This window comes from Campylobacter anatolicus (assembly GCF_018145655.1).
Taxonomy (GTDB): domain Bacteria; phylum Campylobacterota; class Campylobacteria; order Campylobacterales; family Campylobacteraceae; genus Campylobacter_A; species Campylobacter_A anatolicus.
Genome location: NZ_JAGSSY010000003.1, coordinates 161,413 through 182,432, shown reverse-complemented (window position 1 = coordinate 182,432; position 21,020 = coordinate 161,413). Strand labels below are relative to the sequence as shown.

The 21,020-nt window shown below is 33.5% G+C and carries 19 protein-coding genes and 1 pseudogene; 14 read left to right on the top strand and 6 right to left on the bottom strand.

Going from position 1 to position 21,020, the window contains the following annotated elements; genetic code table 11:
* Positions 1–2 precede the first annotated feature (2 nt).
* The gene (locus tag KDE13_RS06205) at positions 3–1,277 is read left to right on the top strand and encodes an RNA polymerase factor sigma-54 (RefSeq protein ID WP_212143134.1); all 1,275 of its coding nucleotides are present in this window, start codon (positions 3–5) and stop codon (positions 1,275–1,277) included.
* 548 nt (positions 1,278–1,825) lie between these two features.
* On the opposite strand, the gene KDE13_RS06200 is transcribed toward KDE13_RS06205, so the two are convergent.
* Positions 1,826–2,641 carry an adenylosuccinate lyase gene (locus KDE13_RS06200; protein WP_229204378.1) on the bottom strand — a complete coding sequence of 272 codons (816 nt, stop codon included), beginning with the start codon at positions 2,639–2,641 and terminating at the stop codon, positions 1,826–1,828.
* 258 nt (positions 2,642–2,899) lie between these two features.
* Between KDE13_RS06200 and KDE13_RS06195 the strand changes: the two genes are divergently transcribed.
* The 13 genes and pseudogenes from KDE13_RS06195 to KDE13_RS06135 all read left to right on the top strand — a co-directional run bounded on the left by KDE13_RS06195 (position 2,900) and on the right by KDE13_RS06135 (position 16,962).
* Positions 2,900–3,994, top strand: a complete 1,095-nt coding sequence (locus tag KDE13_RS06195) for an MlaE family ABC transporter permease (RefSeq protein ID WP_420838380.1) — start codon at positions 2,900–2,902, stop codon at positions 3,992–3,994.
* Entirely contained in the window at positions 3,991–4,731 is a 741-nt protein-coding gene (locus KDE13_RS06190; RefSeq protein ID WP_212141912.1) for an ABC transporter ATP-binding protein, read from the top strand. Before KDE13_RS06195 ends, KDE13_RS06190 begins: the two co-directional genes overlap by 4 nt.
* Positions 4,732–5,658 (top strand): MlaD family protein, encoded by a 927-nt coding sequence (locus KDE13_RS06185; protein ID WP_212141913.1) that lies wholly within the window; start codon positions 4,732–4,734, stop codon positions 5,656–5,658.
* Entirely contained in the window at positions 5,655–6,248 is a 594-nt protein-coding gene (locus KDE13_RS06180) for an ABC-type transport auxiliary lipoprotein family protein (protein WP_229204045.1), read from the top strand. The genes KDE13_RS06185 and KDE13_RS06180 overlap by 4 nt, the downstream gene beginning before the upstream one ends.
* A 50-nt stretch (positions 6,249–6,298) precedes the next feature.
* Positions 6,299–7,720 carry a COG3400 family protein gene (locus KDE13_RS06175; protein ID WP_212141118.1) on the top strand — a complete coding sequence of 474 codons (1,422 nt, stop codon included), beginning with the start codon at positions 6,299–6,301 and terminating at the stop codon, positions 7,718–7,720.
* A 50-nt stretch (positions 7,721–7,770) separates the two neighbouring features.
* Complete coding sequence (aroB, locus tag KDE13_RS06170; protein ID WP_212143131.1) at positions 7,771–8,811, top strand: 3-dehydroquinate synthase; 1,041 nt, start codon at positions 7,771–7,773, stop codon at positions 8,809–8,811.
* Positions 8,808–10,388, top strand: coding sequence for a mechanosensitive ion channel domain-containing protein (locus KDE13_RS06165; RefSeq protein ID WP_212143130.1), 1,581 nt, complete (start codon positions 8,808–8,810; stop codon positions 10,386–10,388). Before aroB ends, KDE13_RS06165 begins: the two co-directional genes overlap by 4 nt.
* Positions 10,388–11,629 (top strand): tRNA (N(6)-L-threonylcarbamoyladenosine(37)-C(2))-methylthiotransferase MtaB, encoded by a 1,242-nt coding sequence (gene mtaB, locus KDE13_RS06160; protein WP_212143129.1) that lies wholly within the window; start codon positions 10,388–10,390, stop codon positions 11,627–11,629. Before KDE13_RS06165 ends, mtaB begins: the two co-directional genes overlap by 1 nt.
* Positions 11,604–13,268 (top strand): ATP-dependent metallopeptidase FtsH/Yme1/Tma family protein, encoded by a 1,665-nt coding sequence (locus KDE13_RS06155; RefSeq protein WP_420838376.1) that lies wholly within the window; start codon positions 11,604–11,606, stop codon positions 13,266–13,268. The genes mtaB and KDE13_RS06155 overlap by 26 nt, the downstream gene beginning before the upstream one ends.
* 8 nt (positions 13,269–13,276) lie before the next feature.
* The gene (gene mog, locus KDE13_RS06150) at positions 13,277–13,816 is read left to right on the top strand and encodes a molybdopterin adenylyltransferase (protein ID WP_212143128.1); all 540 of its coding nucleotides are present in this window, start codon (positions 13,277–13,279) and stop codon (positions 13,814–13,816) included.
* A gap of 20 nt (positions 13,817–13,836) precedes the next feature.
* Positions 13,837–14,899: pseudogene (gene gmd, locus KDE13_RS06145) on the top strand (GDP-mannose 4,6-dehydratase).
* Positions 14,895–15,989, top strand: coding sequence for a GDP-L-fucose synthase family protein (locus KDE13_RS06140; RefSeq protein WP_212143204.1), 1,095 nt, complete (start codon positions 14,895–14,897; stop codon positions 15,987–15,989). Before gmd ends, KDE13_RS06140 begins: the two are co-directional and overlap by 5 nt.
* Position 15,990: 1 nt before the next feature.
* Positions 15,991–16,962: a glycosyltransferase family 10 domain-containing protein gene (locus tag KDE13_RS06135; protein WP_212143127.1), complete on the top strand. Its 972-nt coding sequence runs from the start codon at positions 15,991–15,993 to the stop codon at positions 16,960–16,962.
* Here the strand turns inward: KDE13_RS06135 and KDE13_RS06130 are convergent.
* The 5 genes from KDE13_RS06130 to KDE13_RS06110 all read right to left on the bottom strand — a co-directional run bounded on the left by KDE13_RS06130 (position 16,951) and on the right by KDE13_RS06110 (position 20,830).
* Positions 16,951–17,544: a DedA family protein gene (locus KDE13_RS06130; RefSeq protein ID WP_212143126.1), complete on the bottom strand. Its 594-nt coding sequence runs from the start codon at positions 17,542–17,544 to the stop codon at positions 16,951–16,953. The genes KDE13_RS06135 and KDE13_RS06130 overlap by 12 nt on opposite strands.
* Positions 17,545–17,605: 61 nt before the next feature.
* Positions 17,606–18,265, bottom strand: a complete 660-nt coding sequence (locus KDE13_RS06125; protein ID WP_212143125.1) for a LysE family translocator — start codon at positions 18,263–18,265, stop codon at positions 17,606–17,608.
* Positions 18,266–18,367: 102 nt separating this feature from the next.
* A complete protein-coding gene (locus tag KDE13_RS06120) occupies positions 18,368–19,147 on the bottom strand; it encodes a MetQ/NlpA family ABC transporter substrate-binding protein (RefSeq protein WP_212143124.1) in 780 nt (259 codons plus the stop codon).
* A 32-nt stretch (positions 19,148–19,179) separates the two neighbouring features.
* Entirely contained in the window at positions 19,180–19,962 is a 783-nt protein-coding gene (locus tag KDE13_RS06115; protein WP_212141128.1) for a MetQ/NlpA family ABC transporter substrate-binding protein, read from the bottom strand.
* A gap of 85 nt (positions 19,963–20,047) precedes the next feature.
* Positions 20,048–20,830: a MetQ/NlpA family ABC transporter substrate-binding protein gene (locus tag KDE13_RS06110; RefSeq protein ID WP_212143123.1), complete on the bottom strand. Its 783-nt coding sequence runs from the start codon at positions 20,828–20,830 to the stop codon at positions 20,048–20,050.
* Between the last annotated feature and the right edge of the window lie 190 nt (positions 20,831–21,020).

Sequence of the window (21,020 nt, the reverse complement as noted above, 5' to 3'; positions counted from 1 at the left end):
AAATGCTACGACAAGCCCAAGCTTTAGCACCAAAAACTAAACTGAATCAAACGCTTAGAAGTTGGCTACCGATACTTCAAAGTAGCCTTGATGAGCTAAAAGAGACGCTTGAGCCGTTCGTTGCAGAAAATCCTTTTATAAGCATAGAGCATAAAAATTTAATCCAGCCAGGCAAAAATACAAAGAAAAATTTTTTTACTGAGATCACGCGTAGCTCAGTCTCAGACACGATTGAAAGCGTAAGTATCTATAAGCAAAGCTTATATGAAAAGCTAATCGAGCAGATAAATCCGCCACTTTTCCCCACTACAAAGTCCCAAGAGATAGCACAAAAGATAGTGGAGTGCATAAATCACGAAGGATATTTTGAGTATGATGTAGCGGTTTTTAAAGAGATTGAGAGAAATGATGTAGAGCGAGTGAGAGCGAGGTTTGCATACCTTGAGCCTGTTGGTGTTGGAGCGGTGGACTTTAAAGAGAGCTTTTTATTTCAACTTAGTCAAAGCGAAGTGAGCGACGAAGTGTATGAATGTGCTAAGCAAATTATATTAAATTTTGAAAATATTGAACGTCTGATAAAACTAAAACACTATGATGAAGCTCTAAAAATCATCAAAAAATTTAAAAATCCACCCGCGATTGAGTATATGGACGAGCCGTTGCCAATCACGCCAGATATAATTATAAGCACTGACGAGAATGGCATAAGCGTAAGCGTAAATGATGATTTTTATCCGCAAGTGGTGTTAGACACTCAAGGACATAATGAGAGCGATGAATTTATAAGTAGTAGAGTAAAAGAGGGGAGAGACCTGATAGACGCACTTTCTATGCGAAAAGCAACGCTTTATAAGATAGGGCTTATGATAGTTGAGTATCAGTATGATTATTTTTTCGGCGGGGATATAAAGCCGATGAAATTGCGTGATATAGCCGAAGACTTGGGGCGTTCGGCTTCTACTATCTCACGTGCGATAGCAAATAAATTTATCGCCTCTCCACGTGGGACGATCGCTATGAAGTCATTTTTTACCGCTGCACTTGATGAAGATGTCTCAAACGCTATGATAAAGGAGTTTTTAGTAAATTTAATCAAAAATGAAAATAGGGCAAAGCCACTTGGAGATCAGCAAATTTTAGAGCTAATACAAAAAGAATTTAACATAACTATCGTGCGTAGGACGATCACGAAGTATCGCAAGGCACTAAATATAGGCAGTTCAAGTGAGAGAAAGAAAGCTTATTATATCAGTGGCTTATCCTTTGAGCGTCTTTAGTATGGCAATTAGCAGTTGCGACTATATTTTAGTGTGTGGGCTTGAATATTGCTTAGATGAGTTTCGTGCTAAAAATACAACCTAATTTATAAAATGTTTTAGCTAATTGCTTATAACATAAATAAGCCCCAGTAGCACAACAAAATAATGCTTGGTGATTTTTGATTTGATTAAAATTAAAGATAATCAACTTAATAAACTATTTTAAATTAGAATGAAAGCTGACAACGATATAGATAAAATAATAATTGCATTATCAAATTTTTGTTAAAAAATATAAAAATGCTAAAATGTATTGGATTTAGTCAAGAGGTTAAAAGAGTATGAGGTCTTAACTCTTAAATTTAAACTAAAAGAGTTAAAGTTGCATTAGCTTTATCTCTTAAGTTTTGAAAATCGCCTTTGTATTGTCTCTTTAAAGCTTCTAAATGTTACATATTTTACTCCAACTAAATTTTATAAAAGCTATTATAGCTCACTCATTATTGTAAATATTTTTTACTTTACAAACTACTTTTATTATAAAAATATTTATAAAACAAAGTGAGCTATGCACTCACAAATGCCTCTTGATTTTTATAAAACGGCTTTAACGCTTCATATGCGTTTTGTATCTTTTCAAAATTTGCTCGGTACTGTTCTTGTATCTTTTGTGTTTTATTTGCGTGGCGGTCTGGATGGTAGATTTTTACAAGTTTTAGATAGCTCTCCCTAATCTCATCAAAGCTATCATTTTTGTCGCAACCTAAAATTTCAAAATTCTCTTCAAGCATACTGGCTAATGCTGAGAAGCGGTTTATAAATTTAGATGAGTTTTGCACCTTAAATTTATGTTTAAATCTCTCAAAGTCCGTCATATCAAAGTCAAAATGCACTATAAATTTCATATGTTCTTTTTTAGCTAAAAACTCGCCAAGCACGTCAAAATCGCTTTCCAAAGCTACTTTTACACTTAGTTTATTTAGCTTATGATTATAGTTTGTTGCGTTGTTTTTAAATTTTTGCATTAGATACGTGGTAAATATCTTTGGAGTCTCATTTAAAGTAAATATCACCTCATCTCTTAAAAAATCAACTTCAATATTTAATACACTAGATATAGCATTTTTTTGAATATAGTTTAGCTTTATAGTTTTGTATTCGGCGAAATTTAGATTAAGTGATTTGCCACTTTGCTTTTCATATAATTTTTTTATAAATTTGACAAAGCATTTACGTTGCGGTATCTCACTCTCTTCGTAAAATGCTATAACCTTGCCTTTATTTGCTATGTTGTTTTTAAAATTTTTATTTATCATATCTCGCAGATCGCGAAATAGCACATCATCTGTGGTTTGTATACTAAGTGACTCTAAAGTATGCATTATGTTCATTGAACTCTCCATTTTAACTATAACTTTAAATCTAAGCAATAATTGTTCCAAAACTGCTATTTTATTAAATTTTTACGCCATTATAGTTTTTGTCACATTAAAACTTTTTATTAAATTTTGATATATTGTAGCTTAAAGCGACATTGAGCTAAAGCCCAATAAAGCATATAAATTAACCTTAAATTTAAAATTTTTATAGTAGCATAAGTAAATTTTTAATAAGGAATATATTTGTCTGATACTAAAGGCATAAATTTTAACTCAAAAAATGGCACAGCACAGTTGATTTTAAGTGGAGAGATTAGCTATAAGGATGCCAAAATCGTACAAAATACATTAAGCAAACTAAACAAATTTAAAGACCAAACAAGTATAAGAATAGATATGAGTGAGTTAAAGCGAGTTGATTATTCGATACTGATACTCATAAAACGTGCCTTAGTAGGTAAAAAATTTGAACTTATAGCAAATGATGAAAATATCAAAGCTATGTTTAAGCTTGTTGATGATGAGCATATCGATTTTACCTATATGCCACCACAAAATAAATTAAATTTTTTTGCTAGACTTGGTAAGAAAATTTGTAGCGGTGGGATAAATTTGCTTGAGTTTAGTGCATTTTTTGGTGAGTTTATTGTCAAGTCGTTTAAAATTTTATTTAACCCGCAAAATCTACGGCTAAAAGAGTTTAGCAACTATATAAAAGATGCTGGTGTAAATGCCATATTTATCGTATCTCTGACCGCTTTTTTGATCGGTATAGTTTTAGCTTATCTTGGTAGCTCTATGCTTGCAAATTTTGGTGCGAGTATATTTATCGTTGAGATCATGGGGATCTTAACGCTTCGTGAAGTAGCTCCTCTTATTGCCGCTATTGTTGTTGCTGGGCGATCAGCATCAAGCTTTACAACACAGATCGGTGCGATGAAGATTACTGAAGAGATTGACGCGATGAAGACGATGGGCTTTGAGCCATTTAACTTTCTGGTCCTACCGCGTATCATCGCGATGGTGCTATCGCTACCGATTGTTATATTTATCGCTGATTCTATTAGTATCTTAGGTCAAATGATAATCTGCAATGGTCTGCTTGACATAAGCTTTAATGACTATTTAAGTCGTTTTAAAGATATGGTTGAGCTAAGACACTTTGCGGTTGGTATGATAAAAGCCCCATTTTTTGGTATTGCTATTGCTATCATTGGGTGTATGCGTGGAACAAATGTCGCTATGAGTACACAAAGCCTTGGAGAGATGACAACAAAAAGTGTTGTGGATTCGATCTTTTGCGTGATTGCACTTGATGCATTTTTTGCGATAATGTTTATGTGGATAAAATTATGAGTGTTATAATACGCGGAGAAAATATTACAACTAGTTATGGCGAACGTATAATGCATGATAATGTCAGCTGGAGCATAAATGAAGGTGAAATTTATGGCTTTTTGGGTGGCTCTGGTAGTGGCAAAACAACACTTATGAAGACGATGATGTATCTTAAAGCTCCTGATAGTGGCGATATATTTTTTGATGGCAAAAATATTTGGAAAAGCGACACAAAAACACAAAAAGAGATAAAGCTATATAGTGGAACGATGTTTCAATTTGGTGCTTTGTATAGTGCGATGACGATACTTGATAATGTTGGTGTTTTACTAAGTGAGTATTCAAAATTTACAAAGCGTCAGATTGATGAGATATCGATGTTTTGGATACAAAAAGTAGGGCTTAAAAAAGAGGTGGCAAGTTTGTATCCTAGTGAGTTAAGTGGTGGTATGAAAAAGCGTGCAGCACTAGCTCGTGCCTTAGTACTTAGCCCAAAGGTGCTATTTTTAGATGAGCCAAATAGCGGACTTGATCCGGTCAGCTCACGTCAGATGGATGCACTTGTAAAAGATCTACGTGATAGCATCGGACTTTCAGTAGTTATGGTTACTCACGATGCTGATAGTATATTTGATATACTTGATCGATTTTTGATAATAGAAAATAGAAAAATAGCCTTTGAAGGGACGATAGCTGAGCTTGAAAAATTCGGGCATAATCCACTTGAAGAGCTGTTTAAAACAAGGAAGAAATAGATGGAAAATAGAAATTCTTATACTATAGTCGGTATGTTTTTTGTATTTTGTATGAGTGCGTTAGCGATATTTTTGTGGTGGATGACAAGCGGTGAAAACTCAAAAGTTGAATATAAAAATTACTATATCCAAACCGCCGAACTTCCAAGTGGTGTTAAAGTTGATTCTCAAGTTAAATTTATAGGCGTTGTGGCTGGTAGTGTTAGTGCGATAGACTTTGTGCATGGCGATACAACACTTATAGAGATCACTATGAAAATTCGCGATGATCTACCGATAAAAAAAGATAGTTTAGCAAGTATTGAGCTAAATGTGATAAGCGGAGTAGCGGTTATAAATATCTCACGAGGAATGCTAGACTTTGATAAAAATGAACGTCCTATTATAAAACTAGATGCAAATTTACTATCTAAAATCAGTAGTAATGCTAAAAATATAACTGAAAAGATAGATCAAAGCCTAGATAAACTTAATAACTTTTTCTCAGACAAAAATATCGCAAAGCTTCAGTCAATACTAGAACATATTGACGTTTTTACGGCAAATATCAGTGACCCTAAAGCGACAGAAAATATAGATATAATGATACAAAATTTAAGAGATATCACTACTAAATTAAACCAATCTGATACAAAAGAGCTGATAAGTAATCTAAATACATTACTTATAAATTCTAATAAATTTATAGGCTCAATTAATAAATTGGCACAAGACTTTGACAATATGCAAAATTTATTAGCTTTAAAGATCTCAGGTGGCGAATATGATCTAAGAGCACTTTTAAACCCTGCTGTTGTTGAATTTAGTAGATTTTTAAATGATTTTCAAAAGACGTTACGTGAGTTTAGAGGGGCACTTTATAGGTTAGAAGAGAGCCCGTATGAATTTTTCTTTAAAGATACACAAGAAAATGGAGATAGGAAATGAGATTAAATTTTATGTATAATTTTACGCAAAATTATTTTAAGTTGGCTATTTTAGGAACTTTTATATTATTAGTATTTTCTGGATGTTCGCTTAAATTTGGTGTTCCAGCTGCAACAATGTATGAGATTTACTATTCTAAAAAAGAGTGTGCGATATATGACATAACACGCAAAAATATCTATATCGAAAGTGTAAGTGCCCTTGATATGGTCGATACTAGACAAATTTTAGTCGTAGCTGAAAATAATCAGATAAGATATTTAAAAGATGCTAAATTTGTATCATTGCCAAGCGAGATGATATATAAAGCTTTGGTTAAAGGGGCTTACTCAAACTGCCATGCAAAGCCTATTTTTGCACCAAACCCAGAGGATCTTCGCTTAAAAGTAAGCGTCATATCTTTACAAATAAGAGGTGATAAAGCAGAAGTTAGTTTAGCTTATGAGCTATTTAACGCGTCAAAATCAATCAAATCAGGTATGATAAACAAAGAGCTTTTTTGTCCAGATCCAAGTTCAAAAATGGTATTTGATACAATAAATAATGCAACAAATTTAGCTATAGACGAGCTTTTGGCACAGATTATTTAGCTAAATTAATCTCATTTTGCTATAATCAAACTTTTAAATTTGGAGCAATAATGAAAAAAATTTTGATAGTAGCAGATGGGATATTTGCCGATAGCTTTTTAAAAAGGCTTTTTGAATCAAAGGCGGCACAGCACGACTATACGATAATAAGCCAAAATCAAGGTAAATTTGATAATAAAGATAATCTAGAAAATTTTAACTTTCACTACTTTGATCCAACAAGCCTTTCAAAGTTAAAAAGTGTTGCAGATGGCTATTTTAGCCAGTTTTGTATCATTATGCAAAATTTAAATGAAGCGTTTGAAGTATATCTAAATTTACGCAAAATAAGCACAAAAACTAACATTGTTTTTACAAATATCTGGCATTTTGATGACGAGCAAAAGACTATAATAAGTTCGGATAAACATCTAAAAATCGTTGATGCTAGGGATTTGGTAGCTTCAAGGCTTATAAACTATATCCCAGATGTGCCAGTTTTAGCTGATAACATCGGCATTAGCGAGGGTGAGATAATGGAGGTAAAGGTGCCCATAGGAAGTGCATATATGTATCGTCACCTTAACTCAATCCAACAAAAAAAGTGGCGTATAGCTTTGATATATCGCACAAATGAGATAATACTGCCAAGTCCAAGTGTTATGATACATCCAAATGACACTCTCTTAATTGTAGGTGATCCAAAAATATTACAAAACGTTTATCGCTCAATAAAACGTGAACCAGGTCAGTTTCCTAGCCCCTTTGGCAACAACATATATACAATTATCGATATGCGTGTAATGAGTAAAGAGCGTGTTAAAAGATTGATAGAAAACAGTTTATATACTCACTCAAAATTGACAAATAGACGACTTATATTTAAGGTCTTAAATCCAACTTTATGTGAAAATTTAAACACATTAAAGATGATAAATGATAAAAATATCGTTGTTTTATTTGATTATTTTGCCAAGGATAACTCTAAAGTTAAATTTGAGATAAATATGCTTGATGTTGGGCTTTTGATAACTGACAATGAGTATTTTTTCAAATTTAAACGGCTATTTTATGATGTAAAATTACCTATATTAAAAACTGGTGTGCTTAAGATAGAAGAGATAAAACAAGGTGTTATCTTGGGTGCTGGTGGCGACGAGATAGAGAATCAAAGTGCTGTTATTATGGACTGCTGTAAACAGCTTGATGTGGATATTAAATTTTATCATTTTGATACAAGTGGCGACAAAGATGCACTAAGTGAGCATTTTGAAAGTCTTAGTAATCTCTTTTCAAAATGCATAATGATCGAAAGTAGCAATGAGAAAAATCCTTTAATTACACTTAAAAATAGCAAAAATCTCTTGCAATTTGTGATATTTGATGAAAAATTTATAAGAGTTGATGCATTTGCGTTTTTATCCACTGATATGAATAGACTCTATAGACGTTTAAGTAAAAATGCACAGCTTTTTGTGCCAGTAAGTATTTAAATTTTAGCCAAATTTGAGAGTTTTTGGGTAAAATGTCTAAAAGGTTAAATATGCAAATAAATTTAAATTTAGTGCAAAAAGAGCAAAGTTATAACGTTTATATCAATGAACTTAAGCGGTTAACACTCAAAGGTAAAGTAGCGATCGTAACAAATCCAAAAGTCGCAGGTCTACACCTTAAGACGCTTTTAAGTTGTCTTGAGTGTGATAAATATTTTATCATTAGCGTCCCTGACGGTGAAGAGTATAAAAATTTATCTACTATCGAGCTTATATTAGAGCAACTTTTTGTTAGTAGGCTTGATCGTAGCGATACTCTTATAGCTTTTGGTGGCGGGGTTATTAGTGATATGGTGGGATTTGTAGCAAGTATTTATGAACGTGGGATAAAATTTATAAATATCCCAACTACACTTTTATCTCAGGTGGACGCTAGTGTTGGTGGTAAAACTGGAGTTAATAATAAATTTGGTAAAAATTTAATCGGCTCATTTTACCAACCTAAGGCGGTTTATTGTGAGAGTAAATTCTTGCTTACTCTCTCGCAGCGTGAGTTTGCAGCAGGTATGGCAGAGGCTATTAAAATGGCGATTTGCTTTGATAAAGATATGTTTGAGTGGCTTGATAATATAGAGCTAAAAGATGAGAAAAATTTAGCCGAGCTTGTATACAAAGCGGTGCAGATAAAAACACGTGTAGTTGAGCTTGATGAAAGAGAGCGTGGCTTAAGAGCACTGTTAAACTATGGACATACATTTGCACACGTGATAGAACAGCAAACAAATTATAAGACTTATTTACACGGTGAAGCAGTGGCTATAGGTATAAATATGGCTAATGAACTTGCCTTACGTTTAGGACTTTTAGTTCAAAATGAGTGTGAACAAATTCGCAAAGTGTTACATAAATTTAATCTGCCAACATCGTATAGTATCAATGATGTAGAGGGCTTTTATGATGCATTTTTTTTAGACAAAAAGACCGAAAATAAAATGATAAAATTTATATTACCAAACGGCATAGGTAATGCTATTATAAAAAATGATGTTAAAAAATATGATGTTATAAAAATTTTAAGAGAATTTGTATGAGAATTTTAGCATTTTTATTTGTTATATTTGTTGCACTTTATGCTGAACAAAATGCAAGTGTACCACAACTAAATGATAGTATAAACGATATAAAAAAACAGATAGAAGCTATAGATGAGTCGTTAAAAGGTAACATCTGGATAACTCGTTATGCAAACTACAATACATATCAAAAACTTGCTTTTGAGCTTGAAAATGCCCAAGCCGAGTTTAAAAAAATGGATAAAAAATCAGCAAAAAGCTCCGAACTAGTAAGACATATCGATACACTAAAACAGCAGATAAATTTATTACAAGAGTATGAAAACACGCCATTTTCTAATATGCTTGTTGCCCCAGAAGTTTCAAGTCCACCGCGTATTACAAATCCGATCGCACTAATCTCTGGATTTTCTTATATAAAGCAAGTAAAAAATGATAAACAGGAGTATTCGCGTCATATTACAGAGCTTGATTCTATTATTTTAAAACTTGAAAATAAAGAAATTTTACTAGTTAGTATAGTCGAAAATAATGGAACCGAAAAAAATCGTGAGACGCTTTATGATGTTAGGCAAGAGATTAGCGACTTTAATGGAGCAAAGCAGATAGCCACTACTACATTTGACGTCTATGAAAAACGAGCAGATGAAGCGATAAATATTACAACCGAAGAGATAAAGTCGCAGTTTTTTAGTATGCTTACTATCGCGATCATTATACTTATAACTATCGCATTGACATTTTTTGCCAAATTTATAGCAAAACGAACGATAAGTGATAACGAGCGATTCTACACAGTTAATAAATTTTTAAATTTTTTAGATGTAACAATTATTATTTTGATACTACTTTTTGCATATATAGAAAATGTAACTTATGTTATAACCGTACTAGGCTTTGCCTCTGCTGGTATAGCTATTGCTATGAAAGATATGTTTATGAGTATACTTGGCTGGATGGTTATAATGTTTGGTGGATCGATACATGTCGGAGATCGCGTCAGAGTGCTGCATAATGGCTCTGAATTTGTAGGTGATGTTATAGATATATCAATGCTTAGAATGACTATATTTGAAGATGTTACTTATACAACATATAAGAGTAACAGGCGTGCAGGACGAATAGTTTTTGTTCCAAATAATTATATATTTACTAACCTTATTGCAAATTACTCACACTATGGTATGAAGACCGTATGGGACGGCATAGATGTTGTTATAAGCTTTGATAGCAATCATAAAAAGGCAGTCTATATAGCAAAAAACATAATCCGTAAATACTCAAAAGGCTACACCGATATTGCAAAGCGTCAGATGAATAAAATGCGAAGCCAATATAGTATAAAAAATCCAAATGTTGAGCCTAGAATTTTTACATTTTTTGAGCCTTATGGTATCAATATCTCAAGCTGGTATATGACAAATTCTTACGCAGCACTAATGCTTAGAAGCACTATAAGTGCAGAGCTTATAGATGCATTTAATGCCGAAGATGATATTAGGATAGCCTATCCAACGCAGACGATGTATCTTAGCAAAAAGCGTGATGCTGCAGAGCATAGTGAACACATTGAGATAAGCGAGAGTAGTAACTAGTGCAAAAAGTATTTTTTAAAACATTTGGTTGTCGCACAAATATCTACGACACCGAACTTATGAAACGTTATATCACAGATTATGAGATAACAAATGATGAAGAGAGTGCAGACATAGTCGTAATAAATTCCTGCACTGTTACAAATTCTGCCGATAGTGGGGTCAGAGCGTATATAAACGGTGTAAAAAAGCGTGGTGCAAGGGTTGTGCTTACTGGTTGCGGTGCAGTCAGTAAAGGCAGAGAGCTATTTAATAAAAGTGGGATATTTGGTGTATTGGGAGCTAGCCAGAAGGCAAATATTAATACGCTTTTAAACTCAAAAGAGCGGTTTTTTGAGCTTGGAAATTTAAATAGCATCGATAAGGATATCGTTACAAACTACGAAAATCACACAAAGGCTTTTATAAAAATTCAAGAGGGATGTAATTTTAATTGTAGTTATTGCATAATCCCATCTGTGCGTGGCAAAGCTCGCAGTATGAATGAGAATGCTATCATAAATGAAGCAAAAATTTTAGCCAGTAATGGCTATAACGAGCTTGTGCTAACTGGCACAAATATCGGTAGCTATGGCAAGGATAGCAATAGCTCACTTGGGCGACTTGTGGCAAATTTAGGTGCTATCTCTGGTATCCGTCGTATACGTCTTGGTAGCATCGAGCCAAGCCAGATAGATGAGAGCTTTCGTGAAATTTTAAAGGAGAGTTGGCTAGAACGACACCTACATATCGCACTTCAACATACAAGTGAGCGGATGTTACGCATTATGAGGCGACGAAACGAGGCGTATAAGGATATAGAGCTATTTAATGAGCTTAGTCAGATGGGCTTTGCACTTGGGACCGACTTTATCGTGGGACATCCGGGTGAGAGTAGCGAGATATGGGAGGAAGCATTAATAAATTTTAAAAAATTTCCACTTACGCATATACATGCATTTGTCTACTCGCCACGTCAAAATACTCACTCAGCCACACTAAAAGCTGATGTCAGCGGTAATGTAGCAAAAGCAAGATTGCATCAGATAAAAGAGATTGTCTCACAAAATAACTTTAAATTTAGAGAGAAAAATAGAGTTGAGCTAGAGATTTTAGTGGAGCAAAAACAAGGTGAGTACTACGAGGGATTTGATCAGTTTTATAATAAATTTAAGGTAAAATCAGCCCAAAATATAAGCAAAGAGTGGCTTAAGATAAGTGATTATGAGGTTAAATATGAAGGTAATTTTGCGAAAATTTAAATTTGATAAGAGAAATATCTTAATTATTGTAGCAGTTTTATTGATTTTAGTCGTTGGTTTTGCATTATCAAAAGAGCCAAAAAGTATCAGCTATGCAGAGTATGAGCAACTTTTAAATGGAAATTTTTTACAAAAGGCGGTAATAAATGAAGATGAGATCGTCTTTTACTCACAAAATAATCGCTATAAAATAATAAAAGATGTTGTAGATGTGAAAGAACTTATCAAAAAGATACCAGTTGAACGCACTCAAGGTTATGCCGCTATAAGCGATATAATGAGCTTTATCTTTATAATTTTTATGTTTGGCATACTTTTGTTTTTTGTAATTAAATTTAAAAAACGAGAGCAGGGTAGTAGCGAAAAAAATCCAGCCATTGATCTAGAGAGTATAGTTAGCTCATTTGCCACACCAGTTATATCAAATGTGCGATTTACAGATGTTGCAGGAATAGATGAAGTTAAGATAGAGCTTAGCGAGATAGTTGATTTTCTAAAAAATCCTATAAAATATAGAAATTTTGGTATAAAAATGCCAAAGGGTGTGCTGATGATAGGACCTCCAGGTGTTGGCAAGACACTTGTGGCAAAGGCGGTTGCCGGGGAGGCGAATGTGCCATTTTTTTACCAAAATGGTGCGAGTTTTGTTCAAATTTATGTCGGTGTGGGTGCAAAGCGTGTTCGTGAGCTATTTTCAAAAGCAAAAGCTTACGCTCCATCTATTATTTTTATTGATGAGATAGACGCCGTGGGTAAAAGTAGAGGTGGTGCACGAAATGATGAGCGAGAGGCGACTTTAAATCAACTACTGACCGAGATGGATGGCTTTGAAGATAATTCAGGTGTTATAGTTATCGCAGCCACTAATCGTATAGAGATGATAGATGAGGCATTGCTACGTTCTGGACGTTTTGATAGGCGGATATTTCTTTCTATGCCTGATTTTAAGGATAGAGTAGCGATACTAAAAACCTATCTAAGCGACAAAAAATGCAGTGCTGATGTAAATGATATAGCTAAGATGAGTGTTGGATTTTCAGGGGCAGCATTAAGCACGCTTGTTAACGAAGCGGCTATTAATGCACTAAGACGTGGAAGTGATATGCTTGATTTTAGCGATTTTGAAGATGTGTCAAATAAGGTCTTGCTTGGTAAGAAAAAAGTACTTAGCTACTCAGACGTTGAGCGAAAGATACAAGCAAAATATCAAGCCGCAAAGGCACTTTGTGCCTATTGGTTTGATGTAAAATTTGATAAAATTTCACTTGTTGAGGATCGCTTTGTAAGCGTTGAGCGTGAAATAGAGTCTAAGACGCAAATGATTTCACGCGTGAAGGTATTTTTAGCTGGTATGTGTATACTCGAACTTGAGCAAGGTGATATCTTTTCAAACTCAAGCGATGATCTAAACAGAGCTAAAGAGTTAGCTCAAAAGATGGTTTTTGAGTATACAATGGGCGACTCGTTTATCCCAAATCCAGTCGATGTGGAGCAAATTTTAGTACAAGCAAAAAATGAAATGATGAGCTTTTTAAAGGGTGTAAACGAGCAAATAAGCGTGATCGCTGAATATCTTTATGTCTATGAGAGTATTGATAAAGAGATGATAACAAATATCTTAAATAAATCTTACGAGTAGGAGCGACAATGAAGGCAAAGATAGGGATTTTAACACTTAGCGACAGAGCGAGTGATGGCACTTATGAAGATAAATCAGGCCCCGCGATAAAAGAGGTTTTAAATGAGTGGATAAAAAGCGAAGTTGAGTATTTTTATGAGGTTATACCTGATGAGTTTGAGCTGATAAAGCAACATTTGATACATATGAGTGATGTGCTAGAATGTGATCTTATACTCACAACTGGAGGCACTGGTCCAGCGGTGAGAGATGTAACACCAGAGGCTACTGAAGCGGTGTGTGAAAAGATGATGGCGGGATTTGGTGAGCTTATGCGAGCGGCAAGTTTAAAATACGTCCCAACAGCGATACTCTCACGTCAAACAGCAGGCATCCGCGGACACTCGCTTATTATAAATTTACCTGGTCAACCAAAGGCGATCAGAGAGTGTTTAGAGCCAGTTTTCCCAGCTGTGCCGTATTGTATTGACCTTATTGAAGGTGCTTTTATTGAGACTAATGAGAGCGTAATGAAAGTTTTTCGCCCAAAACAGAAGAAAATTTCATAAATTTTTATAAAGGTTGATATATGAAAGTTGCTTTAATTACCGGCATAACTGGGCAAGATGGTTCATATTTAGCAGAGTTATTATTAGAAAAAGGGTATGAAGTCCATGGAATAATAAGAAGAAGCTCTTCTTTTAATACAAAAAGGATAGAGCATTTGTATTTAGATGATTTTATACAAGATATGCATAATAACAAAAAAATTAATTTGCATTACGGTGATTTATGCGATTCTTTAAACTTAGTAAGGCTTATAAATGATATAAAGCCGATAGAAATTTATAACCTAGCCGCCCAATCTCACGTAAAGGTATCTTTTGAAGTTCCTGAATATACGGCAGATATAGATGCATTGGGAATTCTTAGGATATTAGAAGCGGTAAGATTTTTAGGTATGGAAAAAAGTTGCAAAATATATCAAGCTTCAACATCTGAACTATATGGAAAAGTGACAGAAGTGCCACAAAGTGAAACTACACCATTTTATCCAACATCACCTTACGCGATTGCCAAACAATATGGATATTGGATAACAAAAAATTACCGAGAGACATATGGTATATTTGCAATTAATGGAATTTTATTTAATCACGAATCAGAGAGACGTGGAGAAAGCTTTGTAACTCGTAAAATAACATTAGCTGCAGCCAGAATAGCAAAGGGATATCAAAAAAAATTATACTTAGGAAATTTAAATGCATTGCGAGATTGGGGATATGCTAAGGATTATGTCGAATGTATGTGGTTAATGATGCAGCAAGAAAAACCAGAAGATTATGTTATAGCTACTGGAGAGCAATATTCTGTAAGAGAATTTTGCGAGCTTGCATTTAAGGAGGTTGGAATAGATATAGAGTGGATGGGGGGGGGGTATAAGCGAAAAAGGAGTTGCTAAAAACAAAGATAGAGAAATTATAATTGAAGTAGATCCAAAATATTTTAGACCATCCGAAGTAGAAACATTGCTCGGTAACCCAGAAAAAGCCAAGACAAAATTGGGTTGGAATCCTAGAAAAACACCATTTGAAGAATTAGTAAAAATTATGATCAAACATGACTTAGAATATGTAGCAAAAAAGAATTAAAAATAAGAATTCAAAAATTTATATAGCTGGACATAATGGACTTGTAGGTTCTGCGATTTATAAAAATTTAAAGGATAAAGGTTATTTTAATTTTATATTAAAGTCTTCGAACGAGCTTGATTTGCGTAATCAACTTGATGTTTTTAATTTTTTTGAAAAAGAAAAACCAGAATATGTTTTTTTAGCTGCTGCTAAAGTAGGCGGTATTTATGCCAATAATACTTATAGGGCTGATTTTATATATGATAATCTAGCAATACAAAATAATATAATATATAGTGCTTATAAAAATAATATAAAAAAGATGTTATTTTTAGGTAGTACTTGCATATATCCTAAAAATGCAATACAGCCAATTAGCGAAAATGCTCTTCTTGCAAGTGAATTAGAATACACTAATGAGCCATATGCTATAGCCAAAATAGCTGGAATGAAAATGTGCGAAAGCTTTAATTTGCAATATGGAACAAATTTTATCTCCGTAATGCCAACAAATTTATATGGAGAAAATGATAATTTTGATCTAAATAACTCTCACGTGTTACCAGCTATGATAAGAAAAATGCATTTAGCTAAATTGGTAGAACAAGAGAGATTTAAAGATATTGTGAAAGATTTTAATAAAAATTCACAAAGTGATATAGTTAAAAATAAAACAAATGAAGAGATTATTTTTACATTGCAACAATATGGTATAGAGAAATATAAAAATGAAGTGGTTTTGAAGTTATGGGGATCTGGAGCTCCGATGAGAGAATTTTTATGGAGTGAAGATATGGCGGACGCTTGTGTGTTTATAATGGAAAATATTGATTTCAAAGATCTTATAGGTGATAAAAAAGAGATAAAAAATACACATATTAATATTGGAACTGGATTGGATATATCTATAAAAGATCTAGCATATATGATAAAAAAAGAGGTGGGTTTTAATGGAAAAATTTTATTTGATCGCACGAAACCAGATGGGACATTAAGAAAAAATATTGATATTTCTAAGTTAAGTAAGCTAGGTTGGAAGCATAAAGTCTCTTTAGATGAAGGAGTAGTAAAAATGTATAATATATATAAAAATATGACTGATAAATAAAATGAGAAAGATATTTAAAGAGATACGATATTTTCTATTTTGGATTATTAAAGAGGTAAGGCAAAATAATTATCACTCAGATATTAGTTATTGTAATTATTGGAAAATGAATAATCCTAAACAAGAGTGGTTTTATAAATTTTTAGAGCATAGGAATTTGCTAGGAAAAGGCAATAAAATAACATTTATCTCATCTTTTGGATATAGATTTGTGATACCTTTTTTATCTGATAAAAAAGTATTTTTTTCAGGTGAAAACTTAAGCAATAGCTGTATTGAGGATATACATAATAAATTTGCGGATTACTGTATTGATAAAGTTGATTTAGCTTTAGGATTTGATTTTATTGATGCCAAAAATTATTTAAGATTTCCTTTATGGATAAGATATCTCGTAAAACCACAAGATAGCTTTGAAGATATATCAGATAGAATAAAAAAGATAAATAGTTTTGAATACAGAAATAATAAAAGAGATAAATTTGCTGCCTTAGTAGCAAGCCATGACAAGGGAAATATTAGAAGAAAGATGTTAAATGAATTGCAAAAATTAGGTGCAATAGAATGTGCAGGAGCTTTTAATAAAAATACAAATTCTTTACAAGATGATTATTGCGATAATAAAATAGAGTACTTAAAACAATTTAAATTTAATATTTGTCCCGAAAATAGCGATAACAAAGGTTATGTTACCGAGAAAATATTTGAAAGTATAATGGCTGGATGTATACCACTGTATTGGGGTGGCGGTGGATATATAGAAAATGATATACTAAATCAAAAATGTTTTATATTATTTGATGAAAATAACTTAGAACAATTTAATCAAAGCGTAAATATGTTATTAAATAACGAAAGTTATTATTTGGATTTCATAAAACAATCACCATTTAAACCAGGGGCAGCAGAGTTAATATGGGATAAAATTACAAAACTAGAAAGTATGCTAAAAAGTTTAAAGCTAAATATTTGATTTATTGCATTTTACATAAACGATACTTATTAGAGCGACAGCTAGAAGTAGGGCAAACGTAATGTATGCGAGAAACTCTTTTGATGGATTTGAGCCCAAGAAATACCCAATAGTTAAAAGTATAGCCACCCAAATACTTGCACCAAACGTGGTGTAAAGACTAAATTTAAACAAATTCATCTTTGCTAAACCAGCTGGTAGGCTGATGTATTGACGGATACCAGGGATTAGCCGACAGTTAAAAGTTGAGATCTCTCCATGTTTATTGAAAAAGGCTTCAAATTTAGCCATCTTCTCTTCGTTTATGCCGACATATTTGCCATATTTTAAAATTATATTACGCCCTAAAAAGAAACATAGGTAATAGTTAAACACTGCCCCAGCCAAGCTTCCGCCAACACCAGCTAAAAATGCCACAACTAGGCTCATCTCACCCTTATGAGCTAAGTATCCAGCGGGTATCATTGCTACTTCGCTAGGAAAAGGAAAGAACGAGCTTTCTAAAAACATCATAATAAAAATGCCGAGATATCCCAACTCGCCAACGAGTGAAACGATCCAGTTTATAAAATCACTTAGCAAAAAATCTCTTTGTTTTAAATTTAAAAGCTGATTTTATAAAAATTACTCTTTAAATGTGCTTTTATATCGCTAAAAAATAGACAATAAGCTCGTAAAAAATGATAAGTGCAAACAAGCCAAATATCGCTGAGCAAATACCATCTAGTAAGTGCTGGTTGCTTAAAAATTTCTCTCTTGCTTTTTTAGTAGAAAAGAGCCAACCCATTGCGATAAAGATAAATACGCTTTCAATTGATATGACACTAACTAAAATCGTAACGTCCAAAAAGTTATTAGTTTTTTCAACGAAACGTGAGAAAATACTTGCAAAATACAAAATTGCTTTAGGATTTGAGAGATTTGTAAGTAGTCCGATGAGTAAAAATTGCTTTGCCGAAGTTGGACTTTTGTCGTTTTCATTTGTTTTGATTGCATTATTTGCTCTGTTTTTTGCAGATTTTGCAGACTTAAAGAGTAAAAAACTAAGATATGAAAGATAGCAAACACTAAATATCATCAGTATTATTTGTAATGATGGGAATAATGCAAAGAGTGTCTTTAATCCAAATGCAGTTAAGATGACCCAAAGGACTATACCTATACCAACACCAATACAGGCAAACACACTGTGTTTAAAGCCGTGTGCGAGTGATGTACGAAGCACTAAAAATACATCAGGACCGGGAGTGATGACTGCGACAAAATGTGTCGCCATAAGAATAAAGAGTGATGCCAAAGACATAAAATATCCATTACATAATATAAAAGTCGCAATTATATCAAAAAATATATTAAATTTGACAGGACAGGGCAGGAGTAGCTCCAAAAATGGAGCTAAATTTGATTAAAACGCTGGTATAGCAGCACCTTTGTATCTTGAGAGGATAAACTCTTTGACTTTTGAACTAAGTATGGCTTTATTCAAAGCTTGTATTTTTGGCAAGTTTTCATTGCCCTCCTTAACCGCAACATAATTTACATAGTTGCTTTCGCTACCTTCAAGCAGTAAAGAGTCGTTAGTAGGACTTAAGCCAACGTCGAGTGCGTAATTGACATTTATAAATGCTATCGTTACATCAGAGAGTGAACGTGGGGTTTGAGCTGATTCCATCTCTTTAAATTTAAGATTTTTTGGGTTTTCTATGATATCAAGTGGTGATTTGTATTCGCCATCTTTTGCCTTTACAAGACCAACCTTTTCAAGTAAATTTATAGATCGTGTTGAATCTGCTACGTTGTTTGAGATAGCTACTATATCGCCATTTTTAAGCTCATTAAGGCTCTTTATCTTTTTTGAGTAGATCCCAAGTGGCTCTATATGTACACCAACAGTTGGTACGATGTGTGTGCCTTTTTCTTTGTTAAAGGACTTCATATATGGTAGACCTTGAAAATAGTTTGCGTCTAGGTCGCCTTGTTCTACCGCTAAATTCGGTATAACGTAATCGTTAAATATTTTAATAATAAGTTTATAGCCATCTTCTGCAAGTAAAGGAGCGACTACTTCTTCTAAAATTTCAGCATGCGGAACAGGAGATGCACCTATTATTATGGTTTTCTCATCACCAGCGGCATTTAGCCAAAGTGTGAGTAAAGGTAGTAACAATACTTTTGAAATTTTCATTATTTTATCCTTTTTATCTTTAAATTTATTGATTAAAATGCTGGTATAACAGCACCTTTGTAACGATTTAGTATAAATTCTTTTACTTCCTGGCTAGTAACTGCTGCGTTAAGTGCCTTTATCTTTGGGCTGTTTTCATTTCCACTGCGAGTTACGATGATGTTTGCATATGGGCTTTGTGCGTCCTCAATGACTAAGGAGTCCTTTGCTGGATCAAGACCGATATCAAGGACAAAGTTTGTGCTGATTGCTGCTAGATCAACTTCATCAAGTGTGCGTGGGATTTGAGCACCTTCAAGCTCTATAAATTTTAGATTTTTCGGATTGCTTGTTATGTCGTGTGGAGTTGCGAATTTGACGTTTTTGTCAATGCTGATAAGCCCAGCTTTTTCAAGTATCCTAAGTCCTCTATTGCCATTTGATGGATCGTAAGCTATTGCCACTCTTGCCCCATCTTTAAGCTCATCTATACTTTTTACTTTTTTTGAGTAAAAACCAAGCGGTTCAACATGCACGGCTGTAGTTTTGACTAGAGTTAAATTTCTATTTTTGTTCTGCTCTTCAAGGTATGGCAGATGCTGAAAGAAATTCGCATCTAGATCGCCATTTTGCGTTGCGATATTGGGGATAGAGTAGTCATTTATCTCAGATATTATCAGCTCATAACCTTGTTCTTTTAGTTTTGGCTTTACAAACTCCAAGATCTCAGCGTGTGGGACAGGCGAGACGCCAACTATTATGGTTTTTTCATCACTTTTTGCATATAAATTTAAAGCTATAAAAATCCCCAATAAAATACTAGTAAATTTTTTCATAATAATTTTCCTTTTTAGTTAAAGATATGGATAAATTTAGCACAGAAGGGGAAAAGCCTTTGTGCTAAATGTGAATTAAGTGTTATTAAAACGCTGGGAGTATTGCACCTTCGTATTTTTTGTTGATAAACTCTTTCACTTCGTCTGAAGTTATAGCCTTGCTTAGTGCTTTTATTTTTGCACTATCTTCATTGCCAACTTTTACAACTACGTAATTGACATACGGACTGTCCTTACTCTCAAGAACGAGTGCATCTTTTGTTGGATTTAGACTAGCGTTTAATGCGTAATTTGTATTGATTATAGCGATAGTTACGTCATCAAGCGTTCTAGGAAGTTGAGCAGTTTCTATCTCGCTAAATTTTAAATTTTTTGAGTTTTCAACTATATCAAGTGGAGTTTTTAGTGGATTGTCGTTTAGCTTAATAAGTCCAGCGGTTGCCAAAACATCTAATGCACGGCTCTCGTTTGTAGGGTCGTTTGGTATCGCTACGCTATCGCCATTTTTAAGCTCATTTATACTCTTTATTTTCTTACTATAAACTCCCATTGGTTCAAGATGAACGCCGACTGATTTTATTAGCTTTGTGCCTTTATTTTTATTAAATTCATTTAGATACGGCAGGTGCTGAAAGAAATTCGCATCTAATTCACCATCGTCAGTAGCTAGGTTTGGTATAGAGTAGTCGTTAAACTCTTTTATCTCAAGTGTGTAACCATCTTTTGCAAGTATAGGCTTTATAACCTCTAAAATTTCAGCGTGTGGAACAGGGGTCGCACCGACAATGATAGTTTTTGATTTGTCAGCAGCATTTAAATTTAGTGATAGGCTTAGAGCAACTAATGAAGTTAGAAGTATGTTTTTCATTTTTTATCCTTTTTAAATTTAACTAACTCACCTAAAAAGGATAAATATCACATATGGTATTTAAATTTCTTTTTAAGTGTTTAGCAAACTAAGCACTTAAAAAGAAATTTTGTGCTTAGTAGTTAGTCCTTAGACAACTTAGAATTTAACCAACGACACATTTCGCACATATCTGATTTCATCTTTTTTC

Excerpts from the sequence above, each read along its gene's own strand:
- KDE13_RS06205 (WP_212143134.1), top strand. The coding sequence starts at position 3 with ATGCTACGACAAGCCCAAGCTTTAGCACCAAAAACTAAACTGAATCAA.
- KDE13_RS06200 (WP_229204378.1), bottom strand. The coding sequence starts at position 2,641 with ATGCATACTTTAGAGTCACTTAGTATACAAACCACAGATGATGTGCTA.
- KDE13_RS06190 (WP_212141912.1), top strand. The coding sequence starts at position 3,991 with ATGAGTGTTATAATACGCGGAGAAAATATTACAACTAGTTATGGCGAA.
- KDE13_RS06185 (WP_212141913.1), top strand. The coding sequence starts at position 4,732 with ATGGAAAATAGAAATTCTTATACTATAGTCGGTATGTTTTTTGTATTT.
- KDE13_RS06180 (WP_229204045.1), top strand. The coding sequence starts at position 5,655 with ATGAGATTAAATTTTATGTATAATTTTACGCAAAATTATTTTAAGTTG.
- KDE13_RS06175 (WP_212141118.1), top strand. The coding sequence starts at position 6,299 with ATGAAAAAAATTTTGATAGTAGCAGATGGGATATTTGCCGATAGCTTT.
- aroB (WP_212143131.1), top strand. The coding sequence starts at position 7,771 with ATGCAAATAAATTTAAATTTAGTGCAAAAAGAGCAAAGTTATAACGTT.
- KDE13_RS06165 (WP_212143130.1), top strand. The coding sequence starts at position 8,808 with ATGAGAATTTTAGCATTTTTATTTGTTATATTTGTTGCACTTTATGCT.
- KDE13_RS06155 (WP_420838376.1), top strand. The coding sequence starts at position 11,604 with ATGAAGGTAATTTTGCGAAAATTTAAATTTGATAAGAGAAATATCTTA.
- mog (WP_212143128.1), top strand. The coding sequence starts at position 13,277 with ATGAAGGCAAAGATAGGGATTTTAACACTTAGCGACAGAGCGAGTGAT.
- KDE13_RS06135 (WP_212143127.1), top strand. The coding sequence starts at position 15,991 with ATGAGAAAGATATTTAAAGAGATACGATATTTTCTATTTTGGATTATT.
- KDE13_RS06125 (WP_212143125.1), bottom strand. The coding sequence starts at position 18,265 with ATGTCTTTGGCATCACTCTTTATTCTTATGGCGACACATTTTGTCGCA.
- KDE13_RS06120 (WP_212143124.1), bottom strand. The coding sequence starts at position 19,147 with ATGAAAATTTCAAAAGTATTGTTACTACCTTTACTCACACTTTGGCTA.
- KDE13_RS06115 (WP_212141128.1), bottom strand. The coding sequence starts at position 19,962 with ATGAAAAAATTTACTAGTATTTTATTGGGGATTTTTATAGCTTTAAAT.
- KDE13_RS06110 (WP_212143123.1), bottom strand. The coding sequence starts at position 20,830 with ATGAAAAACATACTTCTAACTTCATTAGTTGCTCTAAGCCTATCACTA.